The organism is Pseudomonas sp. PDM32 (genome assembly GCF_019219225.1).
Classification (GTDB): domain Bacteria; phylum Pseudomonadota; class Gammaproteobacteria; order Pseudomonadales; family Pseudomonadaceae; genus Aquipseudomonas; species Aquipseudomonas laurylsulfatiphila.
Map to the genome: position 1 here is coordinate 415,447 of NZ_JAHUWE010000004.1, position 18,575 is coordinate 434,021.

22 protein-coding genes are annotated in these 18,575 nt (G+C 61.3%); 12 read left to right on the forward strand and 10 right to left on the reverse strand.

Annotated elements, in window-relative coordinates; genetic code table 11:
• Positions 1–90: 90 nt before the first annotated feature.
• The gene (locus KW846_RS10555; protein ID WP_116582929.1) at positions 91–1,122 is read right to left on the reverse strand and encodes a LacI family DNA-binding transcriptional regulator; all 1,032 of its coding nucleotides are present in this window, start codon (positions 1,120–1,122) and stop codon (positions 91–93) included.
• Positions 1,123–1,337: 215 nt separating this feature from the next.
• On the opposite strand from KW846_RS10555, the gene KW846_RS10560 reads away from it, so the two are divergent.
• Together KW846_RS10560 and KW846_RS10565 are read left to right on the forward strand one after the other, a co-directional pair.
• The gene (locus KW846_RS10560; RefSeq protein WP_116582928.1) at positions 1,338–1,871 is read left to right on the forward strand and encodes a gluconokinase; all 534 of its coding nucleotides are present in this window, start codon (positions 1,338–1,340) and stop codon (positions 1,869–1,871) included.
• A gap of 81 nt (positions 1,872–1,952) precedes the next feature.
• Positions 1,953–3,305 (forward strand): GntP family permease, encoded by a 1,353-nt coding sequence (locus tag KW846_RS10565; protein ID WP_007974485.1) that lies wholly within the window; start codon positions 1,953–1,955, stop codon positions 3,303–3,305.
• 183 nt (positions 3,306–3,488) lie between these two features.
• Here KW846_RS10565 and alaC read toward each other — a convergent pair whose 3' ends face one another.
• A complete protein-coding gene (gene alaC / locus KW846_RS10570) occupies positions 3,489–4,703 on the reverse strand; it encodes an alanine transaminase (RefSeq protein ID WP_095967913.1) in 1,215 nt (404 codons plus the stop codon).
• Positions 4,704–4,842: 139 nt separating this feature from the next.
• On the opposite strand from alaC, the gene KW846_RS10575 reads away from it, so the two are divergent.
• The 3 genes from KW846_RS10575 to KW846_RS10585 all read left to right on the forward strand — a co-directional run bounded on the left by KW846_RS10575 (position 4,843) and on the right by KW846_RS10585 (position 6,645).
• The gene (locus KW846_RS10575; RefSeq protein WP_116583278.1) at positions 4,843–5,505 is read left to right on the forward strand and encodes a LysE family translocator; all 663 of its coding nucleotides are present in this window, start codon (positions 4,843–4,845) and stop codon (positions 5,503–5,505) included.
• A gap of 67 nt (positions 5,506–5,572) precedes the next feature.
• The gene (locus KW846_RS10580) at positions 5,573–6,058 is read left to right on the forward strand and encodes a GyrI-like domain-containing protein (protein ID WP_218482179.1); all 486 of its coding nucleotides are present in this window, start codon (positions 5,573–5,575) and stop codon (positions 6,056–6,058) included.
• A gap of 98 nt (positions 6,059–6,156) precedes the next feature.
• Entirely contained in the window at positions 6,157–6,645 is a 489-nt protein-coding gene (locus KW846_RS10585; RefSeq protein WP_102700530.1) for a GNAT family N-acetyltransferase, read from the forward strand.
• A 123-nt stretch (positions 6,646–6,768) separates the two neighbouring features.
• On the opposite strand, the gene KW846_RS10590 is transcribed toward KW846_RS10585, so the two are convergent.
• On the reverse strand, positions 6,769–7,254 hold the full coding sequence (locus KW846_RS10590; RefSeq protein ID WP_218482180.1) for a GNAT family N-acetyltransferase: 486 nt from the start codon (positions 7,252–7,254) through the stop codon (positions 6,769–6,771).
• A gap of 141 nt (positions 7,255–7,395) precedes the next feature.
• Between KW846_RS10590 and KW846_RS10595 the strand changes: the two genes are divergently transcribed.
• From KW846_RS10595 to KW846_RS10605, 3 genes are all read left to right on the forward strand, one after another.
• On the forward strand, positions 7,396–7,821 hold the full coding sequence (locus KW846_RS10595) for a nuclear transport factor 2 family protein (RefSeq protein ID WP_218482181.1): 426 nt from the start codon (positions 7,396–7,398) through the stop codon (positions 7,819–7,821).
• Between the two features lie 66 nt (positions 7,822–7,887).
• Entirely contained in the window at positions 7,888–8,232 is a 345-nt protein-coding gene (locus KW846_RS10600; RefSeq protein ID WP_046816587.1) for a YciI family protein, read from the forward strand.
• A gap of 1 nt (position 8,233) precedes the next feature.
• Complete coding sequence (locus KW846_RS10605) at positions 8,234–9,469, forward strand: RNA polymerase sigma factor (protein ID WP_218482182.1); 1,236 nt, start codon at positions 8,234–8,236, stop codon at positions 9,467–9,469.
• A gap of 93 nt (positions 9,470–9,562) precedes the next feature.
• Here KW846_RS10605 and KW846_RS10610 read toward each other — a convergent pair whose 3' ends face one another.
• On the reverse strand, positions 9,563–10,417 hold the full coding sequence (locus tag KW846_RS10610; protein WP_007974505.1) for a LysR family transcriptional regulator: 855 nt from the start codon (positions 10,415–10,417) through the stop codon (positions 9,563–9,565).
• Positions 10,418–10,507: 90 nt separating this feature from the next.
• Between KW846_RS10610 and KW846_RS10615 the strand changes: the two genes are divergently transcribed.
• On the forward strand, positions 10,508–10,939 hold the full coding sequence (locus KW846_RS10615) for a multidrug/biocide efflux PACE transporter (RefSeq protein ID WP_218482183.1): 432 nt from the start codon (positions 10,508–10,510) through the stop codon (positions 10,937–10,939).
• Positions 10,940–11,092: 153 nt separating this feature from the next.
• Here the strand turns inward: KW846_RS10615 and KW846_RS10620 are convergent, their stop codons facing one another.
• On the reverse strand, positions 11,093–11,851 hold the full coding sequence (locus KW846_RS10620; RefSeq protein WP_218482184.1) for an SDR family NAD(P)-dependent oxidoreductase: 759 nt from the start codon (positions 11,849–11,851) through the stop codon (positions 11,093–11,095).
• 122 nt (positions 11,852–11,973) lie between these two features.
• Between KW846_RS10620 and KW846_RS10625 the strand changes: the two genes are divergently transcribed.
• The gene (locus KW846_RS10625) at positions 11,974–12,870 is read left to right on the forward strand and encodes a LysR family transcriptional regulator (RefSeq protein ID WP_218482185.1); all 897 of its coding nucleotides are present in this window, start codon (positions 11,974–11,976) and stop codon (positions 12,868–12,870) included.
• Between the two features lie 195 nt (positions 12,871–13,065).
• Here KW846_RS10625 and KW846_RS10630 read toward each other — a convergent pair whose 3' ends face one another.
• The 3 genes from KW846_RS10630 to KW846_RS10640 all read right to left on the reverse strand — a co-directional run bounded on the left by KW846_RS10630 (position 13,066) and on the right by KW846_RS10640 (position 15,932).
• A complete protein-coding gene (locus tag KW846_RS10630; RefSeq protein WP_218482186.1) occupies positions 13,066–14,088 on the reverse strand; it encodes a transporter in 1,023 nt (340 codons plus the stop codon).
• Between the two features lie 201 nt (positions 14,089–14,289).
• Positions 14,290–14,598: a PepSY domain-containing protein gene (locus KW846_RS10635; RefSeq protein WP_218482187.1), complete on the reverse strand. Its 309-nt coding sequence runs from the start codon at positions 14,596–14,598 to the stop codon at positions 14,290–14,292.
• A 209-nt stretch (positions 14,599–14,807) separates the two neighbouring features.
• Positions 14,808–15,932 carry a glycerophosphodiester phosphodiesterase gene (locus KW846_RS10640; protein WP_218482188.1) on the reverse strand — a complete coding sequence of 375 codons (1,125 nt, stop codon included), beginning with the start codon at positions 15,930–15,932 and terminating at the stop codon, positions 14,808–14,810.
• A gap of 211 nt (positions 15,933–16,143) precedes the next feature.
• Here KW846_RS10640 and KW846_RS10645 point away from each other — a divergent pair, with 211 nt between their 5' ends.
• A complete protein-coding gene (locus KW846_RS10645) occupies positions 16,144–16,470 on the forward strand; it encodes a DUF2025 family protein (RefSeq protein ID WP_218482189.1) in 327 nt (108 codons plus the stop codon).
• 116 nt (positions 16,471–16,586) lie between these two features.
• Here KW846_RS10645 and KW846_RS10650 read toward each other — a convergent pair whose 3' ends face one another.
• Both KW846_RS10650 and KW846_RS10655 read right to left on the reverse strand, forming a co-directional pair.
• The gene (locus KW846_RS10650; protein WP_218482190.1) at positions 16,587–16,910 is read right to left on the reverse strand and encodes an antibiotic biosynthesis monooxygenase; all 324 of its coding nucleotides are present in this window, start codon (positions 16,908–16,910) and stop codon (positions 16,587–16,589) included.
• Complete coding sequence (locus KW846_RS10655) at positions 16,907–17,614, reverse strand: CTP synthase (RefSeq protein WP_218482191.1); 708 nt, start codon at positions 17,612–17,614, stop codon at positions 16,907–16,909. The genes KW846_RS10650 and KW846_RS10655 overlap by 4 nt, the downstream gene beginning before the upstream one ends.
• Positions 17,615–17,629: 15 nt before the next feature.
• Here KW846_RS10655 and KW846_RS10660 point away from each other — a divergent pair, with 15 nt between their 5' ends.
• Positions 17,630–18,571, forward strand: coding sequence for a LysR family transcriptional regulator (locus tag KW846_RS10660; protein ID WP_218482192.1), 942 nt, complete (start codon positions 17,630–17,632; stop codon positions 18,569–18,571).
• Positions 18,572–18,575 lie beyond the last annotated feature (4 nt).

Genomic DNA, 18,575 nt, shown 5'->3' on the forward strand with positions numbered 1-18,575 from the left:
AAGTGAACTGGATTACGACTGCTCCGCAGCCGAACGGGGGCAAGCCCCCTCGCCACAATGTCCTTTGCCTGACCACATTGAGGCAGGGGCTTATGTACTCTCCCGCACCTTCAACTCAAACCCCATGTCCTGCACCGGCCTGGCCACGCTGTTGCCGGCCATCAGCGTCAGCATCTGCTCTGCCGCGCGGCGGCCGATGGCCTCGCGCGGGGTGTTGATGCTGCTCAGGCGCGGGACCATGTGTTCGGACATGGGCAGGTCGTTGAAGCCGAGGATCGCCACTTGCTCGGGGATCTTGATCCCGTGTCGCATTGCTTCGAGCAGCGCGCCCTGGGCCAGGTCGTCGTTGCCGAAGAAGATCGCATCGACATCCGGGCGGCTGGCGATCATCTGCAGGAACAATTCGCCGCCCAGGCCGACCGAAGACGGGCGGGGCGTCAGCACTTCCAGCGCCGGGTCGTACAAGCCGGCCTTTTGCAGGGCTTTGCGGAAACCTTCGCCGCGTAGCAAGGTGCGCTGGTCCAGTTGCGCGCCGATGTAGGCCAGGCGTTTGCGACCGCGAGACAGCAAGTGCTCGGCCGCCGTTTCGCCGGCCGCCAGTTGCGAAAAGCCGACGCAATTGAGCCCGGCCGCACTGTCCAGCTCCATCATGTACACGCAGGGAATGTTGCTGGCTTCGATCATCCGCCGCGAACTTTCGGTGCGGTCAAACCCGGTCAGGAGCAAGCCGCGTGGCTGATAGGCCATGTAGTTGCGCAGCAGGTTTTCTTCTTCATCACGTGAGTAGTGGAAGTTGCCGATCAGCACTTCGAAGCCTTTGGGGCGCAAAACCTGATGAATGGCTTCCAGGGTATCGATGAACAGCAAATTGGATAATGAAGGCACCAACACCACCACCGAATGGCTCTGGGCCGAGGCCAGGGCGCGGGCGGCAGGGTTGACGACATAGTTGAGTTCCAGCGCCGCTTTCTGCACTTTTTCCACCAGCTCGGTGGCCACGGTGCTGACGCCACGCAGGGCGCGGGAGGCGGTGATCGGGCTGACGCCGGCCAGTCGGGCAACTTCGTTCAGGGTAGGGCGGCCAGTGGTGCGGGTATTTTTATCGTTCTTGGTTGTGTTCATCGACGGCTTGCCAAACAAAATTCAAGGCACTAAGGTAGCGCTGTCTCGATGCAGCTGCAAATGCGTGAGCGAGGGTTCGCCTGATCCTCGCTTTTTGGCGTTGGGACCTAACCTGCTGCAACCCACAAAATGACAAGAAAGGCGTCGGCAACTTCTGCTTTTGGTCTAGTGTCATAACTGGCAAAGGTAGCGCTGTCTGCGCGCTGAGGTGTTACATGAATCATCCCATCACCGCCCTGGTCATCATGGGCGTTGCCGGTTGCGGCAAGACGTGCGTCAGCGAGGCCCTGTGCCAACTGAGCGGCGCTACGGCCATTGAAGGCGACTCTTTCCACCCTGCCGCCAATATCGAAAAGATGAGCGCGGGGATCCCCCTGAACGATGAAGACCGCGCCGGCTGGCTCGACAGCCTGTGCGATGAACTGCGCCGTGTCGACGCCAAGGGCGAGCGCCCGGTGCTGACCTGTTCGGCGCTCAAACACATCTATCGCGAACGTCTGCGCAGCGCCTTGCCGGGCCTGGGCTTCGTGTTCCTTGAGTTGACCCCCGAGGTGGCCGCCGACCGCGTGTCCCATCGACCGGGCCACTTCATGCCGTCGACCCTGATCGACAGCCAGTTCGCCACCCTCGAATCGCCCGTCGGCGAGCCGTTGACCCTGGCGCTGGATGCTTCGACCCATAGCGTCGAGCAACTGGCTGCGCAGGCTCATGTCTGGTGGCAGGCGAACGGCCTGAAGCAGGCGGTATGACTGTGCTTGCAAAGACAGCGCTGTCCTCGCGGCTTCTGATTAACCCGCTTTAATAACAACAACAACCAGGAGACACCCCTAATGTTTGGCATGTCCCACGAGACGTTCCTGCTGCTCGATGCAGTGGTCACGGTGATCGGGCTTATCGTCCTGATCACCAAGTTCAAATTGCACCCCTTCCTCGCCTTGATCATCGCCGCAGCCTTCCTTGGGCTGACCTCCGGCATGCCGATCGGCACTATCATCAAGGCGTTCCAGGACGGCTTCGGTGGCGTGCTTGGTTTTGTCGGCATCATCCTCGCGCTGGGCACGATGCTCGGCAAGATGATGGCCGAATCGGGCGGTGCGGATCAGATCGCGCAGACGTTGATCCGCGCCTTCGGCAAGGACAAGGTGCAGTGGGCGATGATGTTCGCGGCGTTCCTGGTCGGTATTCCGCTGTTCTTCGAAATCGGCTTCGTGCTGCTGATCCCGCTGGTGTTCATCGTCGCTCGCCGCACGGGCGTGTCGATCATCAAGATCGGTATCCCGTTGCTGGCGGGTCTGTCCGCGGTACATGGCCTGGTGCCGCCGCACCCGGGTCCGCTGCTGGCCATCGGGGTGTTCGGTGCCGACATCGGCAAGACCATTCTGTACGGTCTGATCGTTGCGCTGCCAACCGCCATCATCGCTGGCCCGATCTTCGGTACGTTCATTGCCAAGCACATTCCCGGTCATCCGAACCAGGAGCTGGTGGATCAACTGGCCCGCGAAACGGATTCGGCCGAACTGCCGAGCTTCGGCATCACGCTGGTGACCGTGCTGCTGCCGGTGTTCCTGATGCTGCTCAAGACCTTTGCCGACGTGGTGCTGCCCGATGGCAACATCTTCCGCGCCTTCATGGACCTGATCGGTCACCCGATTTCGGCGCTTCTGCTGGCGTTGCTGCTGTCGCTGTATACCTTCGGCTACAAGCAGGGCATCGGTTCCAGCCAGATGATGAAATGGCTGGATGCCAGCCTCGCGCCGACCGCCGCGATCATCCTGATCATCGGTGCCGGTGGTGGCTTCAAGCAGATGCTGGTGACCAGCGGTGTGGGTGACGTGATCGGCCACATGGCGGTGAACGCACAGATCTCGCCGATCCTGCTGGCCTGGCTGGTGGCGGCGGTGATTCGCATCGCCACCGGTTCGGCGACTGTGGCGACCATCACTGGCGCGGGCATCGTGGTGCCGGTGGTGGGGATGATTCCGGGTGTGAACCGTGAGCTGCTGGTGCTGGCCACCGGTGCCGGTTCCCTGATCCTGTCGCACGTCAACGACGCCGGCTTCTGGCTGGTGAAGCAGTACTTCAACATGACCGTGGCTGAAACCTTCAAGACCTGGACGGCGATGGAAACCATCCTGTCGGTGGTGGGCCTGGGCTTTATCCTGTTGTTGTCGCTGTTCGTCTAAGCGATTCGACAGACACAAAAAAACCGCAGCGATGCGGTTTTTTTGTGGGTGATCGATTTAAAGGCTGAACATAGAACAAATGTGGGAGCGGGCTTGCTCGCGAAAGGGGAGTGTCAGTCAACCAAGAGGTTGTTTGATACACCGCATTCGCGAGCAAGCCCGCTCCCACAATGTCATGTGTTGTCAGTTGGTTTTCGGTGCCAACCCATCCGCCCGGAACATCCCGCGAATCCCGCGTACGGCCTGGCGAATCCGGTCCTGGTTTTCGATCAGCGCAAAGCGCACGTGATCATCGCCGTACTCGCCAAACCCGACGCCCGGCGAGACACACACCTTGGCTTCGGCCAGCAGTTTCTTGGCGAACTCCAGCGAACCCAGGTGCGCGTAAGCCTCAGGGATTTTGGCCCAGACGTACATCGACGCTTTCGGGTTTTCCACCATCCAGCCCAGTTCATGCAGGCCCTTGACCAGTACGTTGCGGCGCTGCCGATACTGCTCGGCGATGTCGCGCACGCATTGCTGATCGCCTTCCAGGGCAGCAATCGCCGCCACTTGCAGCGGGGTGAAGGTGCCGTAGTCGTGGTAGCTCTTGATCCGCGCCAGGGCGTTGACCAGTTCCGGGTTGCCGACCATGAAGCCAATGCGCCAGCCAGCCATGTTGTAGCTCTTGGACAGGGTGAAGAACTCCACCGCAATGTCCTTGGCCCCCGGCACCTGCATGATCGACGGGGCTTTCCAGCCGTCGTAGACGATGTCGGCGTAGGCCAGGTCGTGCACCACCAGCACGTCGTACTGCTTGGCGAGGGCGATGACGCGCTCGAAGAAATCCAGCTCCACGCACTGGGCGGTCGGGTTGGACGGGAAACCGAGGATCATCATCTTCGGCTTCGGAATCGAGCCGCGAATGGCCCGCTCCAGCTCCGCGAAGAAATCCACGCCCGGCACCAGCGGCACCGACCGCACCTGGGCACCAGCAATCACGGCACCGTAGATGTGAATCGGGTAGCTCGGGTTGGGCACCAACACGGTGTCGCCCTGATCCAGGGTGGCCAGCATCAGATGTGCCAGGCCTTCCTTGGAACCGATGGTGACGATGGCTTCGCTTTCCGGGTCGATGTCGACCTCGTAGCGGTCCTTGTACCAGTTGGAAATCGCCCGGCGCAGGCGCGGAATGCCCTTGGAGGTGGAGTAGCCGTGGGTGTCTTCGCGCTGGGCCACCGTGACGAGTTTTTCGACGATGTGCGGCGGCGTGGCGCCGTCGGGGTTGCCCATGCTCAAGTCGATGATGTCTTCGCCACGACGACGGGCGGCCATCTTCAGCTCGGCGGTGATGTTGAAAACGTAAGGGGGGAGTCGATCGATGCGCGCAAAGCGGCGCGGCGAACCTTGTTCGGCCATTGTTGCCTCGGATAACGTAAGCGCCCGGAACCGTCCGAGCGACGCTGGTCACTGCGGTGACCTGTGGCGGAATGTAAGGGCAGCTGTGGCAGACTGTCCAGCTTCAATGTAAACAAATTTTTCCGAAGGATAGGGTTCGATGGAATTTACCAGCGGCTTCTTGCTGAGCCTTTCGCTGTGCCTGGATATCGGCGTGGCCAACATCGCGATGATCACCCTGGCTATGCAGCGCGGCTATTTCCAGGGCTTTGCCCTGGGCCTGGGGACCTGCGTCGGCGACCTGATCTACGCGGTACTGGCGCTGGCCGGCATGACCGTGTTGCTGCAATACGAAAGCGTGCGTTGGGTGTTGTGGATCGGTGGCTCGGCGCTGCTGGTGTACTTCGCGGCGAAGATGATCTATTCGGCGATTCACCACGAGGCGGTGCTGGCGCAGTCGGCCGAGGTGGGGCACAACTCCCATCGCAAGGAGTTCTTTCGCGGGATCTTCCTGGCCATGTCGTCGCCCAGTGCGATTCTCTGGTTCGCCGCCGTGGGTGGCACGCTGATCGCCCGTTCCGGTGGCGGTGGTGCCCTCAGCTCAGCGCTGTTTCTCGGCGGTTTTCTCTGCGCGGGGATTCTCTGGTGTGTCGGGCTGTGCTTTGCCGCGAGCCACGGCGGCAAGTTGCTCGGCGACAAGTTGCTGCGTTATTCCTATATGGCATCGGCGGCGATCTTCTGCTATTTCGCGGTCTACGTGATCCTATCGGGTTACAACGAGTTCGTCGGCGCCGGTGCGGTCGAGCCGTTGCACGCCCTGTAACTGGGCGAATCGGGTTTGGCTTCTATACTCCCAGCCGAACCCATTTTTATGCGTCAGGAGTCGAGTCATGGATGAGCCAGCACGCGTCGAACTGACGCAACCGCGTTTCGAACACGGGCACTTCCTGCTGATTGCAGGGCTGGGCGGAACATTCACCCAGCAAACCACCCAGGGCATTCCCGAACTCTGGGAGAAATTCATCCCGCACATGGGCCATATTCCGGGTCAGAAAGGCGAGGTCACCTACGGCGTCTGCTGCAATTTTGACGGCAAGGGCGGCTTCGATTACATCGCCGGGGTCGAGATCAGCAAGCTCGATGACTTGCCGGAAACCTATCGCTGGGTGGAAGTTCAGCCGCAGCTGTACGCGGTGTTCGAACACAAGGGGCCGCTGGACACCCTGCCGCAAACCTTCCAGTACATCCATGGCACGTGGCTGCCGCAGTCCGGCCACGAGCTATTGGCGGCGCCGGAGTTCGAGCGTTACAGCGAAGACTTCAACCCCAAGCTCAACACCGGCAAGCTGGAACTCTGGCTGCCGATCAAGGCATGACACCTGCCGCGAGAGGCGGATCAGCCGATTCGTCTCTCGATGTCCCACGGCGGCTGATTTATCATCCCCAGCCTTTCCCATGCTGATCCCGAGCCGCCATGAACACCGTCATCCGCAACGTCACCCCCGCCGATCTGGACCGCTGCTTTGCCATCGAAACCCTTGCCTATGAAGGTGACGAAGCCGCGACCCGCGAGAAGATCGCCACCCGCATCGCCACCTGGCCCGAGGGGTTTATCGTCGCCGAGGTTGACGGGGTCGTCGCCGGTTTCATCAACTCCGGCGCGGCGTTTCAGGTGGAAATGTCGGACGAAGCTTTCAAGGAATTGATCGGGCACGACCCCGCCGGGCCGCATGTGGTGATCATGTCGGTGGTGGTGCACCCGGATTATCAGGGGCAGGGCCTGGCCAAGCTTTTGATGGGCGAATTCATCGAGCGTATGCGTGCGATGGGCAAAGTCAGCATCAACCTGATGTGCAAGGAGCGGCATATTCCGTTGTATGCCGGTTTCGGCTTTGCCTACGTCAAGCCATCGGCGTCGGACCATGGCGGCATGGCGTGGCATGAGATGGTGCTCGAACTGTAAGCCACACTGAGGTCCCCTGTGGGAGCGGGCTTGCTCGCGAAGGCGGAGTGTCAGTCGACATCATCGTTGGCTGACACTCCGCCTTCGCGAGCAAGCCCGCTCCCACATTTGAATGGGGTTACCTCAAAAGGTCAGGCCCATCCGCCGCTCATAACCGATCCGGCCCTTGTACGCCTCGCCGCTGTCGACAAAGCCGAACCTTTCGTACAGGGCGATGGCTGCTTCGTTATCGGCATCCACCGACAGCTCCAGCCCGCGGATTTCCGGCCAGGCCAGGCGCGCCGCCTCGGGCAGCGCTTGCAGGCAGGCCTTGCCGTAGCCTTTGCCCTGGGCGCGTTGATCGACTTGCAGGGCATGCAGCGTGGCGCTGTGTTCATTGGCCCACGCAGGCAATACGGGTGGGCGTTTGAGCAGCAGGAAGGCCACGGGAATGTCGTCGGCCAGCAGGGCAAATCCTTTGACCCCCGGGCCGGGCCTGGACAACAAGATGTGCAATGCACCGTGGATATCACCGGAGAACTTTATCTGCTCCGGATGTACTTCAATGGCCTCGACCTGTTGGCGCTGCTGCGCATTCAGGCTTTCGTAAGGCACAAGTCGAGCTGTCACGGGAGTGTCCTTTTTCCAACATGAATAGAACCTCGGATTCTAGCGATTCTGGCCGTTTGGATTATTTTTATTTCTTCTGTCGATTCGCCGGATCGCCAGACGACTAAGGGTGTCTTCCAATAAAAACCACGGAGAACCACCATGAACTCGCAAACCCAGATCCAGAACCTCATCGAGAACTATCGTCAGGCGGTCATGACCAAGGACATTGAAAAAGTCATGGCCCTGTATGCCGATGACATTGTCTCCTTCGACGCGGTCAAGGCCCTGCAATTCAAGGGCAAGCCGGCGTATCGCGCGCATTGGCAGGCCTGCATGGAAATGTGCCCCGGCCCGCACATTTTCGAATTCGACGAAATCACCATCGAGCCGTCCCAGGAGATCGCTTTCGCTCACTGGCTGGCCCATTGCGGTGGCACCAACGACAAGGGCGAAACCCAGGCCTGCTGGATGCGTGTCTCGCAGTGCTATCGACAGGAAGCCGGGCTGTGGCAGATCGTCCACGAACATTGGTCGGCGCCGTTCGACATGACCAGCGGGGCGACGCTGTTCGACCTCAAGCCCTGATCGTCGGGAAGCTGAGCCGGAATGCGAGTCAGCGACCATAGTTGATCGTTCGATAAGGAGAGCGTGATGAAGTACCTATGCCTGGTCTACAGCGATGAGCGCTTGCTGCATTCGCTGCCGGAAAGTCCGAAGGACGAAGAGTGCATGGCCTATGCCGAGTCGATCCAGGGCAGTGGCCGGATGGTCGCCGCCGAGGCGCTGGAGTCGGTGCAGACTGCTACCACCGTGCGCATGCGCAACGGCAAGCTGTCGATCACCGACGGTCCATTCGCTGAAACCAAGGAGCAGTTGGCCGGTTTTTACCTGATCGATGCCAAGGACCTCAACGAAGCCCTCCAGGTCGCCGGGAACATTCCGGCGGCCCGGGTCGGCAGTGTCGAAGTGCGCCCCGTTCGGCAGTTGAATCCTTAAGATGCCAGGGCTGCCGGTACAGGCGCAGGTCGAGCGGGTCTATCGCGAAGAGTCGCGGCGCATTCTTGCGACCCTGATTCGTTTGCTGGGTGATTTCGACCTCGCCGAAGAAGCCTTGCACGAGGCGTTTTTCATCGCGGTCGAACGCTGGCAGCGTGACGGCGTGCCGGACAATCCGCGGGCCTGGCTGGTGTCCGCCGGGCGCTTCAAGGCCATCGATGCCTTGCGCCGGCGCGCTCGTTTTGCCGCGTCGCAGCCCTTGCTGATCGCACAGCTGGAGGCGTTGGAACAGGCAGACTGGAGTGATGAAGACGTGGAAGACGATCGCCTGCGGCTGATCTTCACTTGCTGCCACCCGGCCCTGGCGGCGGACGCGCAAGTGCCGCTGACACTACGGGAAGTCTGTGATCTGACCACGGAAGAAATCGCCCGGGCCTTTCTCTCGGCCCCGGCCACCATCGCCCAGCGCATCGTTCGTGCCAAGGCGAAGATCCGCGACGCGAAAATCCCTTATCAAGTGCCGACACTGGCTGAGTTGCCCGAGCGCCTGGACAGCGTATTGCGGGTGATCTACCTGGTGTTCAACGAGGGCTACTCGGCGTCCATTGGCGCCGAACTGGTCCGCGAGGAATTGACCCGCGAGGCGATCCGTCTCGGCCGGTTACTGGTGGAGTTGTTGCCGGAGCCGGAGGTCATGGGCTTGCTGGCGTTGATGCTGCTGCACGAGTCGCGGCGTCCGGCCAGGACTTCGGCGAGTGGTGAGCTGATTGTGCTGGACGAGCAGGACCGTTCGCTGTGGGACGCCGGGTTGATCGCTGAAGGCTGCGCGCTGATCGAGCACGCGCTGGGCATGGGGCGATTCGGGCCCTATTGCCTGCAAGCGGCCATCGCGGCGGTGCATGCCGAAGCCTCGACGGCGGGGGAAACCGATTGGCCGCAGATTGTCGGCCTGTATGACGTGCTACTGCGGGCGGTGCCGTCGCCGGTGATCGAGTTGAATCGTGCGGCGGCGATTTCGCAGCGCGATGGACCGCAGGCGGGGCTGACGCTGGTCGATGCCATTCTGGCGCGGGGCGAACTGCTGGATTACCACCTGGCGCATTCGGCGCGGGCGGAGTTTTGTCGGCAACTGGGTCGTATGCCAGAGGCGCGGGCGGCGTGGGAGCGGGCACTGGCGTTGACCCGGCAGGAGCCGGAGCGGCGGTTTATCGAAGCGCGGCTCAAGGCGTTGGAGTGATGTTGAATGTGATGGCCTCTTCGCGGGCAAGCCCGCTCCCACAGGTGTACGCATTCCAATGTGGGAGCGGGCTTGCTCGCGAAGGCCACACCGCTATTCCAGCATCTTGCCCAGCAACCAGCTCCCCGCCGGCCCCGGTGGATTGAGCCGCGACCACAACGCATCCACCGACACCGTTTTCGGCCAGCCGCGCACCACCAGTTCCTGCAGGGTGCCGGGCCCGAAGCGCTCCACCAGCCAGCGGGGCAACGGCGCCCAGCCGAATCCGCCCTGGGCCATTTCCAGCAGCATCAGATAACTCGGCGCCGACCAGACGCGACCCTTCGCCCGACTTTCATAGGGATTGATGATGGTCGCCAGGCGCAGTTCACGGTGTAGCTGCAATACGTCCTGATCGACGTCGTCCAGCCTTGCCAGCGGGTGGGTAGGGGACACGAACAGGGCGATTTCCGTGCGCTCGTCCACCGTCGAACTGACCAGGTCCGGTGGATAGCTGTCCTGCATTTCGGCGAAGGCAATCTGCGCCCGGCCGCTTTGCACCAGCGACACCAGGTCATCGCATTCGGCGATCAGGCATTCGAGTTCAAGGTCCGGGTAACGCTGCTCGAAGGCACTGAGTGACGCCTCGAAACGGTCCGATTGATAGGTGTCGGACAGCGCCACCGTCAGCTTCGCTTCCACCCCTTGGGACAGCTGGCGGGCGGTCATTTCCAGACGACTGCTGGCGGCCAGGATGTCTTCGGCCCGTTGCAGCATGACGCGTCCGGCCGGGGTCAGCCCGGGCTTGCGGCTGCTGCGGTCGAACAATGTCAGGTTGAGGTCGATTTCCAGGCTGGCCACCGCCGCGCTGATGGTCGACTGACTGCGGCCCAGCTTGCGCGCCGCGGCGGAAAACGAGCCTTGGGTCGCGGCTTCGACAAACGCCAGCAACACTTCGTGAGAGGCCATGAACTATCGCCTTGATCGATGGTTATTGGTTATGAAGTATCGGTGTGATGACAGATCATGGCAACCACAGTCACTCAAGGGAGTTCGGCCATGAGCGCCAACAAATCCATAACTGAGCGTATTTTCCAAGCCATCGGTTTCGAACTGCTGGCCATCCTGATCTGTACTCCGCTGCTGGCCTGGATCATGAAGAAACCAATGCTGGAAATGGGCATGGTCACCGTCCTCATCGCCGCCCTGGCCCTGGCCTGGAACGTGGTCTTCAACGGTATGTTCGACCGGGTGCTCAAGCGCCTCGCCATCGCCCACAACGCCTGGGTCCGCGTGGTGCATGCGCTGTTGTTCGAAGGCGGTCTGGTCGCGCTTGGCGTGCCGCTGATTGCCTGGTGGATGGATGTCAGCCTGTGGCAGGCGTTCCTGCTGGATATCGGCGTGTTGCTGTTCTTCCTGCCGTACACCTACGTGTACCACTGGGTGTATGACGTGGTTCGGGAGCGGGTGGTGTTGCGCCAGGTTTGCTGACAAACGCTTTTGTGGCGAGGGGGCTTGCCCCCGTTGGAGCGCGAAGCGGTTCCAAGCTTTGCGACTGCTTCGCAGTCGAACGGGGCGGTGCGGCGATCCGACAAGCCCCCTCGCCACAGGTGTAGTGTCCCGCCAGTTGTTCAGCATTAAGCGTTACAAAAACATCCCTCCCGACGCCTCGATGCGCTGGCCATTGATCCACTGGCTGCCCGGCGCCAGCAGCAGCGCAATCGCGGCGCCGATGTCATCCGGCAGACCGGCGCGACCCAGGGCGGTGTTGTTCGCCACCAGGGTGTTCAACCCGGGGTTGTCGCGCACGGCGCCACCGCCGAAATCGGTTTCAATCGCGCCGGGTGCGAGGATATTCACCGCGATGTTGCGCGCACCAAGTTCCTTGGCCTGGTAGCGGGTCAACACTTCCATCGCGCCTTTCATCGCCGCATAGGCGCTGTGGCCCGGCAGGCTGAAACGGGTCAGGCCACTGGAAATGTTGATGATGCGCCCGCCGTCATTGAGCAATGGCAACAAGCTCTGCGTGAGGAAAAACGGCCCCTTGAGTTGGATGTTCACCAACAGGTCGAACTGCTCGACGGTGGTGTCGACGAAGTTGGCGTGCAGGCCGATCCCGGCGTTGTTGATCAGAAAATCGAAACCCTCGCGCTCGAAGTGGCTGTGCAGGACCTTTGTGACTTCGCTGGCGAAGGCACTGAAGCTTTCACTGCGGGCAACGTCCAGTTGCAGCATGACGGCGCGACCACCCAGGCTTTCAATCTCGGCCACCAGTGCCTGGGCCTCATCGGCGCGGCTGTTGTAGGTGCCGATGATGTCGATGCCCTGGGCAACCAGATGCAGGGCGGCGTTTTTGCCGAGGCCGCGGCTGGCACCGGTGATCAGTGCGATTTTACGGTTCATGGGACTTCCTCAGGTGCAGTGGGCGGTTGATGTGAGGAAGTTTATTTATCCGGGCATGGGTGATAAACAGAGTAAAACCGGAATCACTGGTCGGATAAGCCGAACAATAAAAGAGCGGGCTGATGAACAAACTGGAATTGCTGCGCACCTTTGTCCGGGTCAGCGAGATGTCGAGTTTTACCCTCGCCGGAGAAAGTCTGGGGCTGCCCAGATCCACGGTGTCCGAGCATGTGCAGGCACTGGAGGCATTGCTCGGCACCCGGCTGTTGCAACGCACCACGCGCAAGGTCCAGGCGACCCAGGATGGCCTGGTGTTGTATGAGCGCAGCAAGGACCTGTTGTCGCACATGGACGAAATCGAGGGCTTGTTTCGCCAGGACGAGGCGTCGCTGGTGGGGCGCATTCGCATCGACCTGCCAAACATTCTCGCCCGTCGCGTGATCATGCCGCGCCTGCCGGCGTTCATGGCGCAGCACCCGCTGATTGAGCTGGAAATCAGCAGCACCGACCGCCGGGTCGATCTGCTCGCCGAAGGGTTCGATTGCGTGCTGCGCATCGGCGCCCAGCCGGACCAATCGGTGGTGGCGCGACACCTGTGTGACTTCACCATGGTCAATTGCGCCAGCCCTGCGTATCTGCAGCGCTATGGCGTGCCCGAGCGACTGGAGGATCTGACGCGGCATCGGCTGGTGCATTACGTCGGCGTTTTGGGTGCCCGTTCGGAAGGCTTTGTGTACGTCGACAAGGGGCAGGTGCGGCGACTGCCGATGGCCGGCAGTGTCACGGTCAACAGCACCGATGCCTATGAGGCCGCCTGTCTGGGTGGTTTCGGCCTGATTCAGGCGCCGAGAATGGGCATGCAGCAATACCTGCAAAGCGGTGAACTGGTCGAGGTGTTGTCGCCGTTCAATGCGCCGTCCATGGAGGCGTCGCTGCTCTATGCCCGGCAGCGGCATTTGCCGTTGCGGGTGAGGGTGTTCATGGATTGGCTGGGGGAAGTGATCCGCTCGGAAACCTGAGACAAGGTTTTTTGTGGGAGCGGGCTTGCTCGCGAAAGCGGTCTGTCTGACACATAGCTGCCGGATGTGCCGACGCATTCGCGGGCAAGCCCGCTACCACAGGGTACTGCGGTGTTCAGAACAGTTGGGTGAACAACCAGTACAAAGGATCACCGTTGACCTGTAGGAGATGCCGAAGGCTGCGATCTTTTGATCTTAATAATCCTGCTGCTTGCGAAACGCCCATCGCCCGGCAATCACGGTAAAGGTCGCGACCAGCGCCACCAGGATCCAGAATCCTTCCGGGTCATCGGCCAACGGAATGCCGCCGACGTTCATGCCGAAGAAACCGGCGATGATGTTGATCGGCAGCGCCAGCACCGTCACCACTGTCAGGGTGAACAGCGTGCGGTTGGTCTGTTCGTTGATGTTGGCGGCGATCTCTTCCTGCAACAGCTTGATCCGCTCACCCAGCGCCGTGAGGTCGTTGATGATCAGCGCAAACTCCTCGGTGGATTTGCGCAGCTCCTTCACGTCTTCCTTTTGCAGCCATTGCGGCGGCCGGTTGAGCAGGCGCAGCAACGAGCCTGGCTCCAGCGCCAACAGCCGTTGCAAGCGCACCAGCACCCGGCGATTGGCGCCCAGCTCGGCGCGGTTGGTCGACAGGCGCGAGGAGAGCAACTCGTCTTCGATCTGGTCCACGCTCTGACTGGTCTTGCGCACGATCTGGGTCAGCACTTCACCCTGGTCGCGCAGCAGATGCACCAGCAGCTCCAGCGGAGAGCGAAAGCATTCCCGGGCCTTCACCGACGAGCGCAACTTGTCCACCGAGTGCAGCGGCTGCAGGCGGGCGCTGATGATCAGCCGGCTGCGGGCGCACACCCACAAGGTCGAGACATCCGACGAGACCAGGTTGCTGAGGTTGAACACCACGTCGTTGACCACCGCCAGCAACGCGGAGTCGACATGCTCGATACGCGTCGAGCGCGAGCCTTCGTGCAGCGCCTCGAAAAACTCTTCGGGCAATTCCAGATGGCTTTTCATCCAGCGCTCGCACGCGGCATGGGCGAGGTTCAGGTGCAGCCAGAGAAACTGTTCGTCGCTTTCCGGTTGTTGCAGGTACTGCAAGGCTTCGGCGGAGCTGATATCCCGACCGGCCTCACCGGGGCGAAAACTGAAACCGTAGAGCAGGCCGAACAGATCCGTGTCGCGATGGCTTTGATCGATGCTGTGGTTCATGAGGACTCGCAAGGGGAGGCGCCTGTCGCGTGTTTTACAGGTTCACTTGAGCGGCATCATCGCAAGCGCGGATGACTTTTTTGTGACGCCAGTAGTGGCGGCAACCACGTCGGGCTCGCTGGTCAGCTCGTGCGCCTGATCAATCATCCAGACGCAAAAAAGCCGCACGACTTTCAATTTGTGCGGCTTTTGCTGAGTGCATCAGTCGTCTTGTTTGTTCTTCAGGACTTCGCCGGTGGCAGCGTTCAAATCCACGTCCCATTCAACATTGCTGGCGTCACGCAGTTCGACTTCGTACTCGTAGATAGTGGAGTGTTTGTCCAGGTCGCTGTCGGTGATGGTGGCGCCCGGGTGCAGCTTCAACACGATCTGGTTCAACTCTTCCAGCGGCTTGATCTTGCCTTCCTTGACCAGTTGAGGGATCTGGTCGACGGGCACATCTTTAGCCTGGGCCAGACCTGTGGTGAGCATCAGGGTCGCAGCGGTGAACAAAGCAGTCAGGGTCTTCATGGGCTTCTTTCCTTGGGTGATCTGTTTAAGTGAGATCAGGTTAGCTTTTGTAACTTAAGCCACCCTTAAAACCCTCTACATGTCCTGCATCAATTCCTGTGGGAGCGTGGCTTGCCCGCGATAGCGGAGTGTCAGTCAACGATGATGTTGAGGCTGATGGCCCCTTCGCGGGCAAGCCACGCTCCCACAGGGTTTTGCGTGATTGCGGATCAGTAGCCGTTGTTCTGAAGCACCTGCGCCACACTCGCCGCCGGACGTTTATAGAACTTCAACAGTTCGCTGGCGCGGTTGGTGAAGATTCCGTCAACGCCGGCGTCCATGACTTTCTGGTAGTCCACCGCATCGTCGATGGTGTAGACGTGCACCAGCAGGCCCTGATCGTGGGTGTACTGGGTCATCCAGGGTTGCACCAGGTCCGAGTAACTCTGGTCGCCACCCTGGGTCAGTGCGGCAGACGGGCCGGTGCCGATGGCGCCCTGGGCCTTGGCGTAGTCGACCCAACGCTGGAATTCGGCTTTGTCCTTCGGTTGTTGTGCGGCGTAGTAAGCGGCCTTGTCCTTGGCGCCGGACTCTGCAAAGGTCACCTTGGACTTGGGCTCGATACTGCCTTCACCGACCCACAACAGCAGGATCTTCGGCACCTTCGGCATTTCCTTTTGCAGCAGTTCGAGACTGCTCTTCTCGAAGGTCTGCAAAACCACCTTACCGTTGCCCTGGCCAACCGCCAGCGCGCTGTTCGCCGGTTTCGATTCGCTCGGGTTCAGCCAGCCACGGGCCTGGAGTTTTTCCTTGAGGTCGTGTTCGATGCCGGGAAACTGCTTGGGCTCCTTGGTCTCGATGTACAGCCCGGGCTTGTGCTGGGCGCTGCCCTCGGCGATGTCGATGATTTCATCCAGGGTCAGAATCTTCAGGCCGGCGAAGGCTGGACGCGCGCGATCCGGGTAGGCGGTATTGAACCAGCTGCCCGCATCCAGGGTTTTCAGTTCGGCCATGGTGAAGGCATTGGCCGGGCTGTCCTTGCGTTCGGGGAATTTGCTGGCGACGTCGGTCGTGCGTTGCAGGTTGTTGTCGTGCAGTGCGAACAGTACGCCGTCCTTGCTGCGCTGCAGATCCAGTTCCAGGTAATCGGCGCCCAGATCGCGGGCCGTCTTGTAGGCCGCGGCGGTGGATTCCGGCGCATCGAAAGACGCGCCACGGTGGGCGATCACCGCCGGGTGCGGAATGCCCAGGCGAGTCGCCAGTTCCGTGGGACCGGGTTCGCTGGCGGCCTGTGCCTGGCCGAGGCCTAGCAGCAGGCTCAACAACAGGGCGCTTTTAGTGAAGGTTGCGGGCATGGTCGAGATCCTTTCGCAATGAGTGAGCGGTCCCTTTTAACAACTCATCTTTGCGGGCGCTATCGCGAGACCGACATAAATCTGCCTGAAGCTGATATTCGTCAGCGTTTTTGTGCGCCCGTTTGCAGTACGCTGGCGCCCTGCAATTTCCCCGGCAGAGGGAAACGCAGGCCCTGCGTGTAAACCAACGATCACCATTGCGGGGTTTACCATGCGCATCACTTCCCAGCTCATCTGCCAGGCGGCCGACCAACTCAAGGGCTTCGTCGGCCTCAACCGCAAGACCGGCCACTACCTAGTGCGCTTCAGCGAAGACTCATTCGGCATGGACGTGGCGGACGACGGCATCATCCCGACCAGCGAATTCGTCTGGGGCGCGGGGCCTGGGCAGGCCATGACGCTCAAGCGCGAATTGATCCAGTTGCTGCTGGACCAGAACATCGATGACCGGATCAACATCACCGAGCCGTTGCGGGTGTACATGAACCGGGGGGAAGTGCCGGAGATATCGGCGGTTCGCAGTCTGGTTCAGGGTTGAGTTTTTTGTGGTGACTGTTCTGGCCTCTTCGCGGGCAAGCCCGCTCCCACAGGTTGCCATCAATCCCTGTGGGAGCGGGCTCGCCCGCGAAGACGGCCTAAAGAACACCGCATCATTTACAGACTGAACCCATAGGCCCGCTCAACCCGACACACCCTTGTATGACACCGCGCATACCAGGTCGAACGCCCACGCTCGCGAATCGCCGTATGCTCCGGATGCTGCTTCCACGCCAGAATCGCCGCCTCACTGGCCCAATACGACACGGTTATTCCCAGCCCATCCTCACCCCGAGCCGATTCCACTCCGAGAAACCCCGGCTGTTCACGGGCCAGTTCGAGCATCCGTGCGGCTGCTTCGGCGTAACCCTGATCACCTTCGGTGCGAACCGAGGTGAAGATCACCGCGTAATAAGGCGCCGTTGGCGTAGCGGCGATCATGACCAGCGCCCCGCGCAGGCTTCGACAAAGGCGCCAACCAGCGGCGGCAATACGCCCCCGAGTGCCGCGCGCTCGGGTTGAAACAAGGTCGCGACAAAGAACGGGTGGCCGCTGAGTTCGACCGCGCGCAGTCCCTGTTCCGAGTCGTGGCCGACGGCGTGCAGCTCGTGCTTGAGCAGCTCCCCTTCGAACTGCGGATTCACCCCATAGCGACAGCGATAGCCTTCACGAATCTCGGCGCTTTCGTACGCCTGTGCGATCAACGAGCCTTCAGCCAGATGAATGGAATCGACGGCCTCGACCAGCGCGCACGACAGTGGCGTCAGCAACGCCCGTGCTGCATCGGGTGCCGTCTCGCCGTGTTCGGCATCCGACCAGCCCAGCACATTGCGCGCATATTCCAGTACCGCGTGTTGAAAACCGCCGCAGGTGCCGAGGAACGGTCGCCGTTGTTCGCGGGCAAAACGGATCGCCAGCAAAGCACCGTCCATGTTGCGATACGGGCTGGCCGGCACACACCAGAAGCCATCGAAGGGGTGCAGCGGTGTCCCGGCGTGGATTTCATCGGTGGCCAGCCATTGCCATTGCACGTTCAGGCCGCTGGGTTCAGCGGCCATTTCAAGGGCTACGGGAATGGCCTGGTGGGCGGTGACTTGCGGGTCGTAGTCGCCGATCAGGGCGATGCGAATCGGAGGTTTTTCCATGAGGGGCCTCTGCACTTGTTGATTCCTGAGGCCCACTATAGATTGGCGCTCACGCACTCAATATTGGCGTTTTCCCAAGTGATCAATGCAGCCACGCACTATCGACTGGACTACCCGGACCTGGCCCTGATCCTTGCATTGGTGCGCGGCGGCTCTCTGGCCCGCGCCGCGCAGCTGTTGAAGGTGGACGTCTCGACGGTGTTTCGAGCGGTGCGTCGGCTGGAGGCTGCGCTGGGTCAGCAATTGTTCGAAAAAAGCCGCGCCGGTTACCTGCCCACCACCCTGGCGCAGTCACTGGCCGAGCAGGCCGAGCGCGCTGAACAGGCGCTGGAGGCGGCGCGCATCGGTGTGGAGCAGGGCGGTGAAGTGATCAGCGGCATCGTGCGCCTGACCTGTACCGATTCGGTCCTGCAAGGTTTGCTGTTGCCGGCGCTGGCGCAGTTCATGCCGAACTATCCGGCGCTGACGCTCGAACTCAGCACCTCCAATGACTTTGCCAACCTCAGCCGCAGGGATGCCGACATCGCCCTGCGCCTGACCCGCACGCCACCGGAGCATCTGGTAGGACGGCGGCTGGCGGATATTGCCTACCGCGTCTGCGCCAGCGAGCGATACCTGCAATCGGTCAACACCATAGAGCTGGCCTCATTGACCTGGATCGCCCCGGATGACTTCCTGCCGGATCATCCGACCGTGACCTGGCGTCGCCAGGCCTTGCCGGGCGTAACGCCGGGTTACCGTTGCAACAGCATGCTGTCGGTTACCGAGCTGGTCAGGGCGGGGCTGGGTGTCGCAGCGTTGCCGGACTTCTTGATCGGCGAGGGATTGCGTCCATTGGGCGAGCCCTTGCACGGATACGACACCGCGCTGTGGCTGCTGACCCGTCCCGACTGCCGAGCCTTGCGCTCGGTGGTCACCTTGTTCGATGAGCTGGGGCGGGCGCTGAAACTGCCGTGAAACC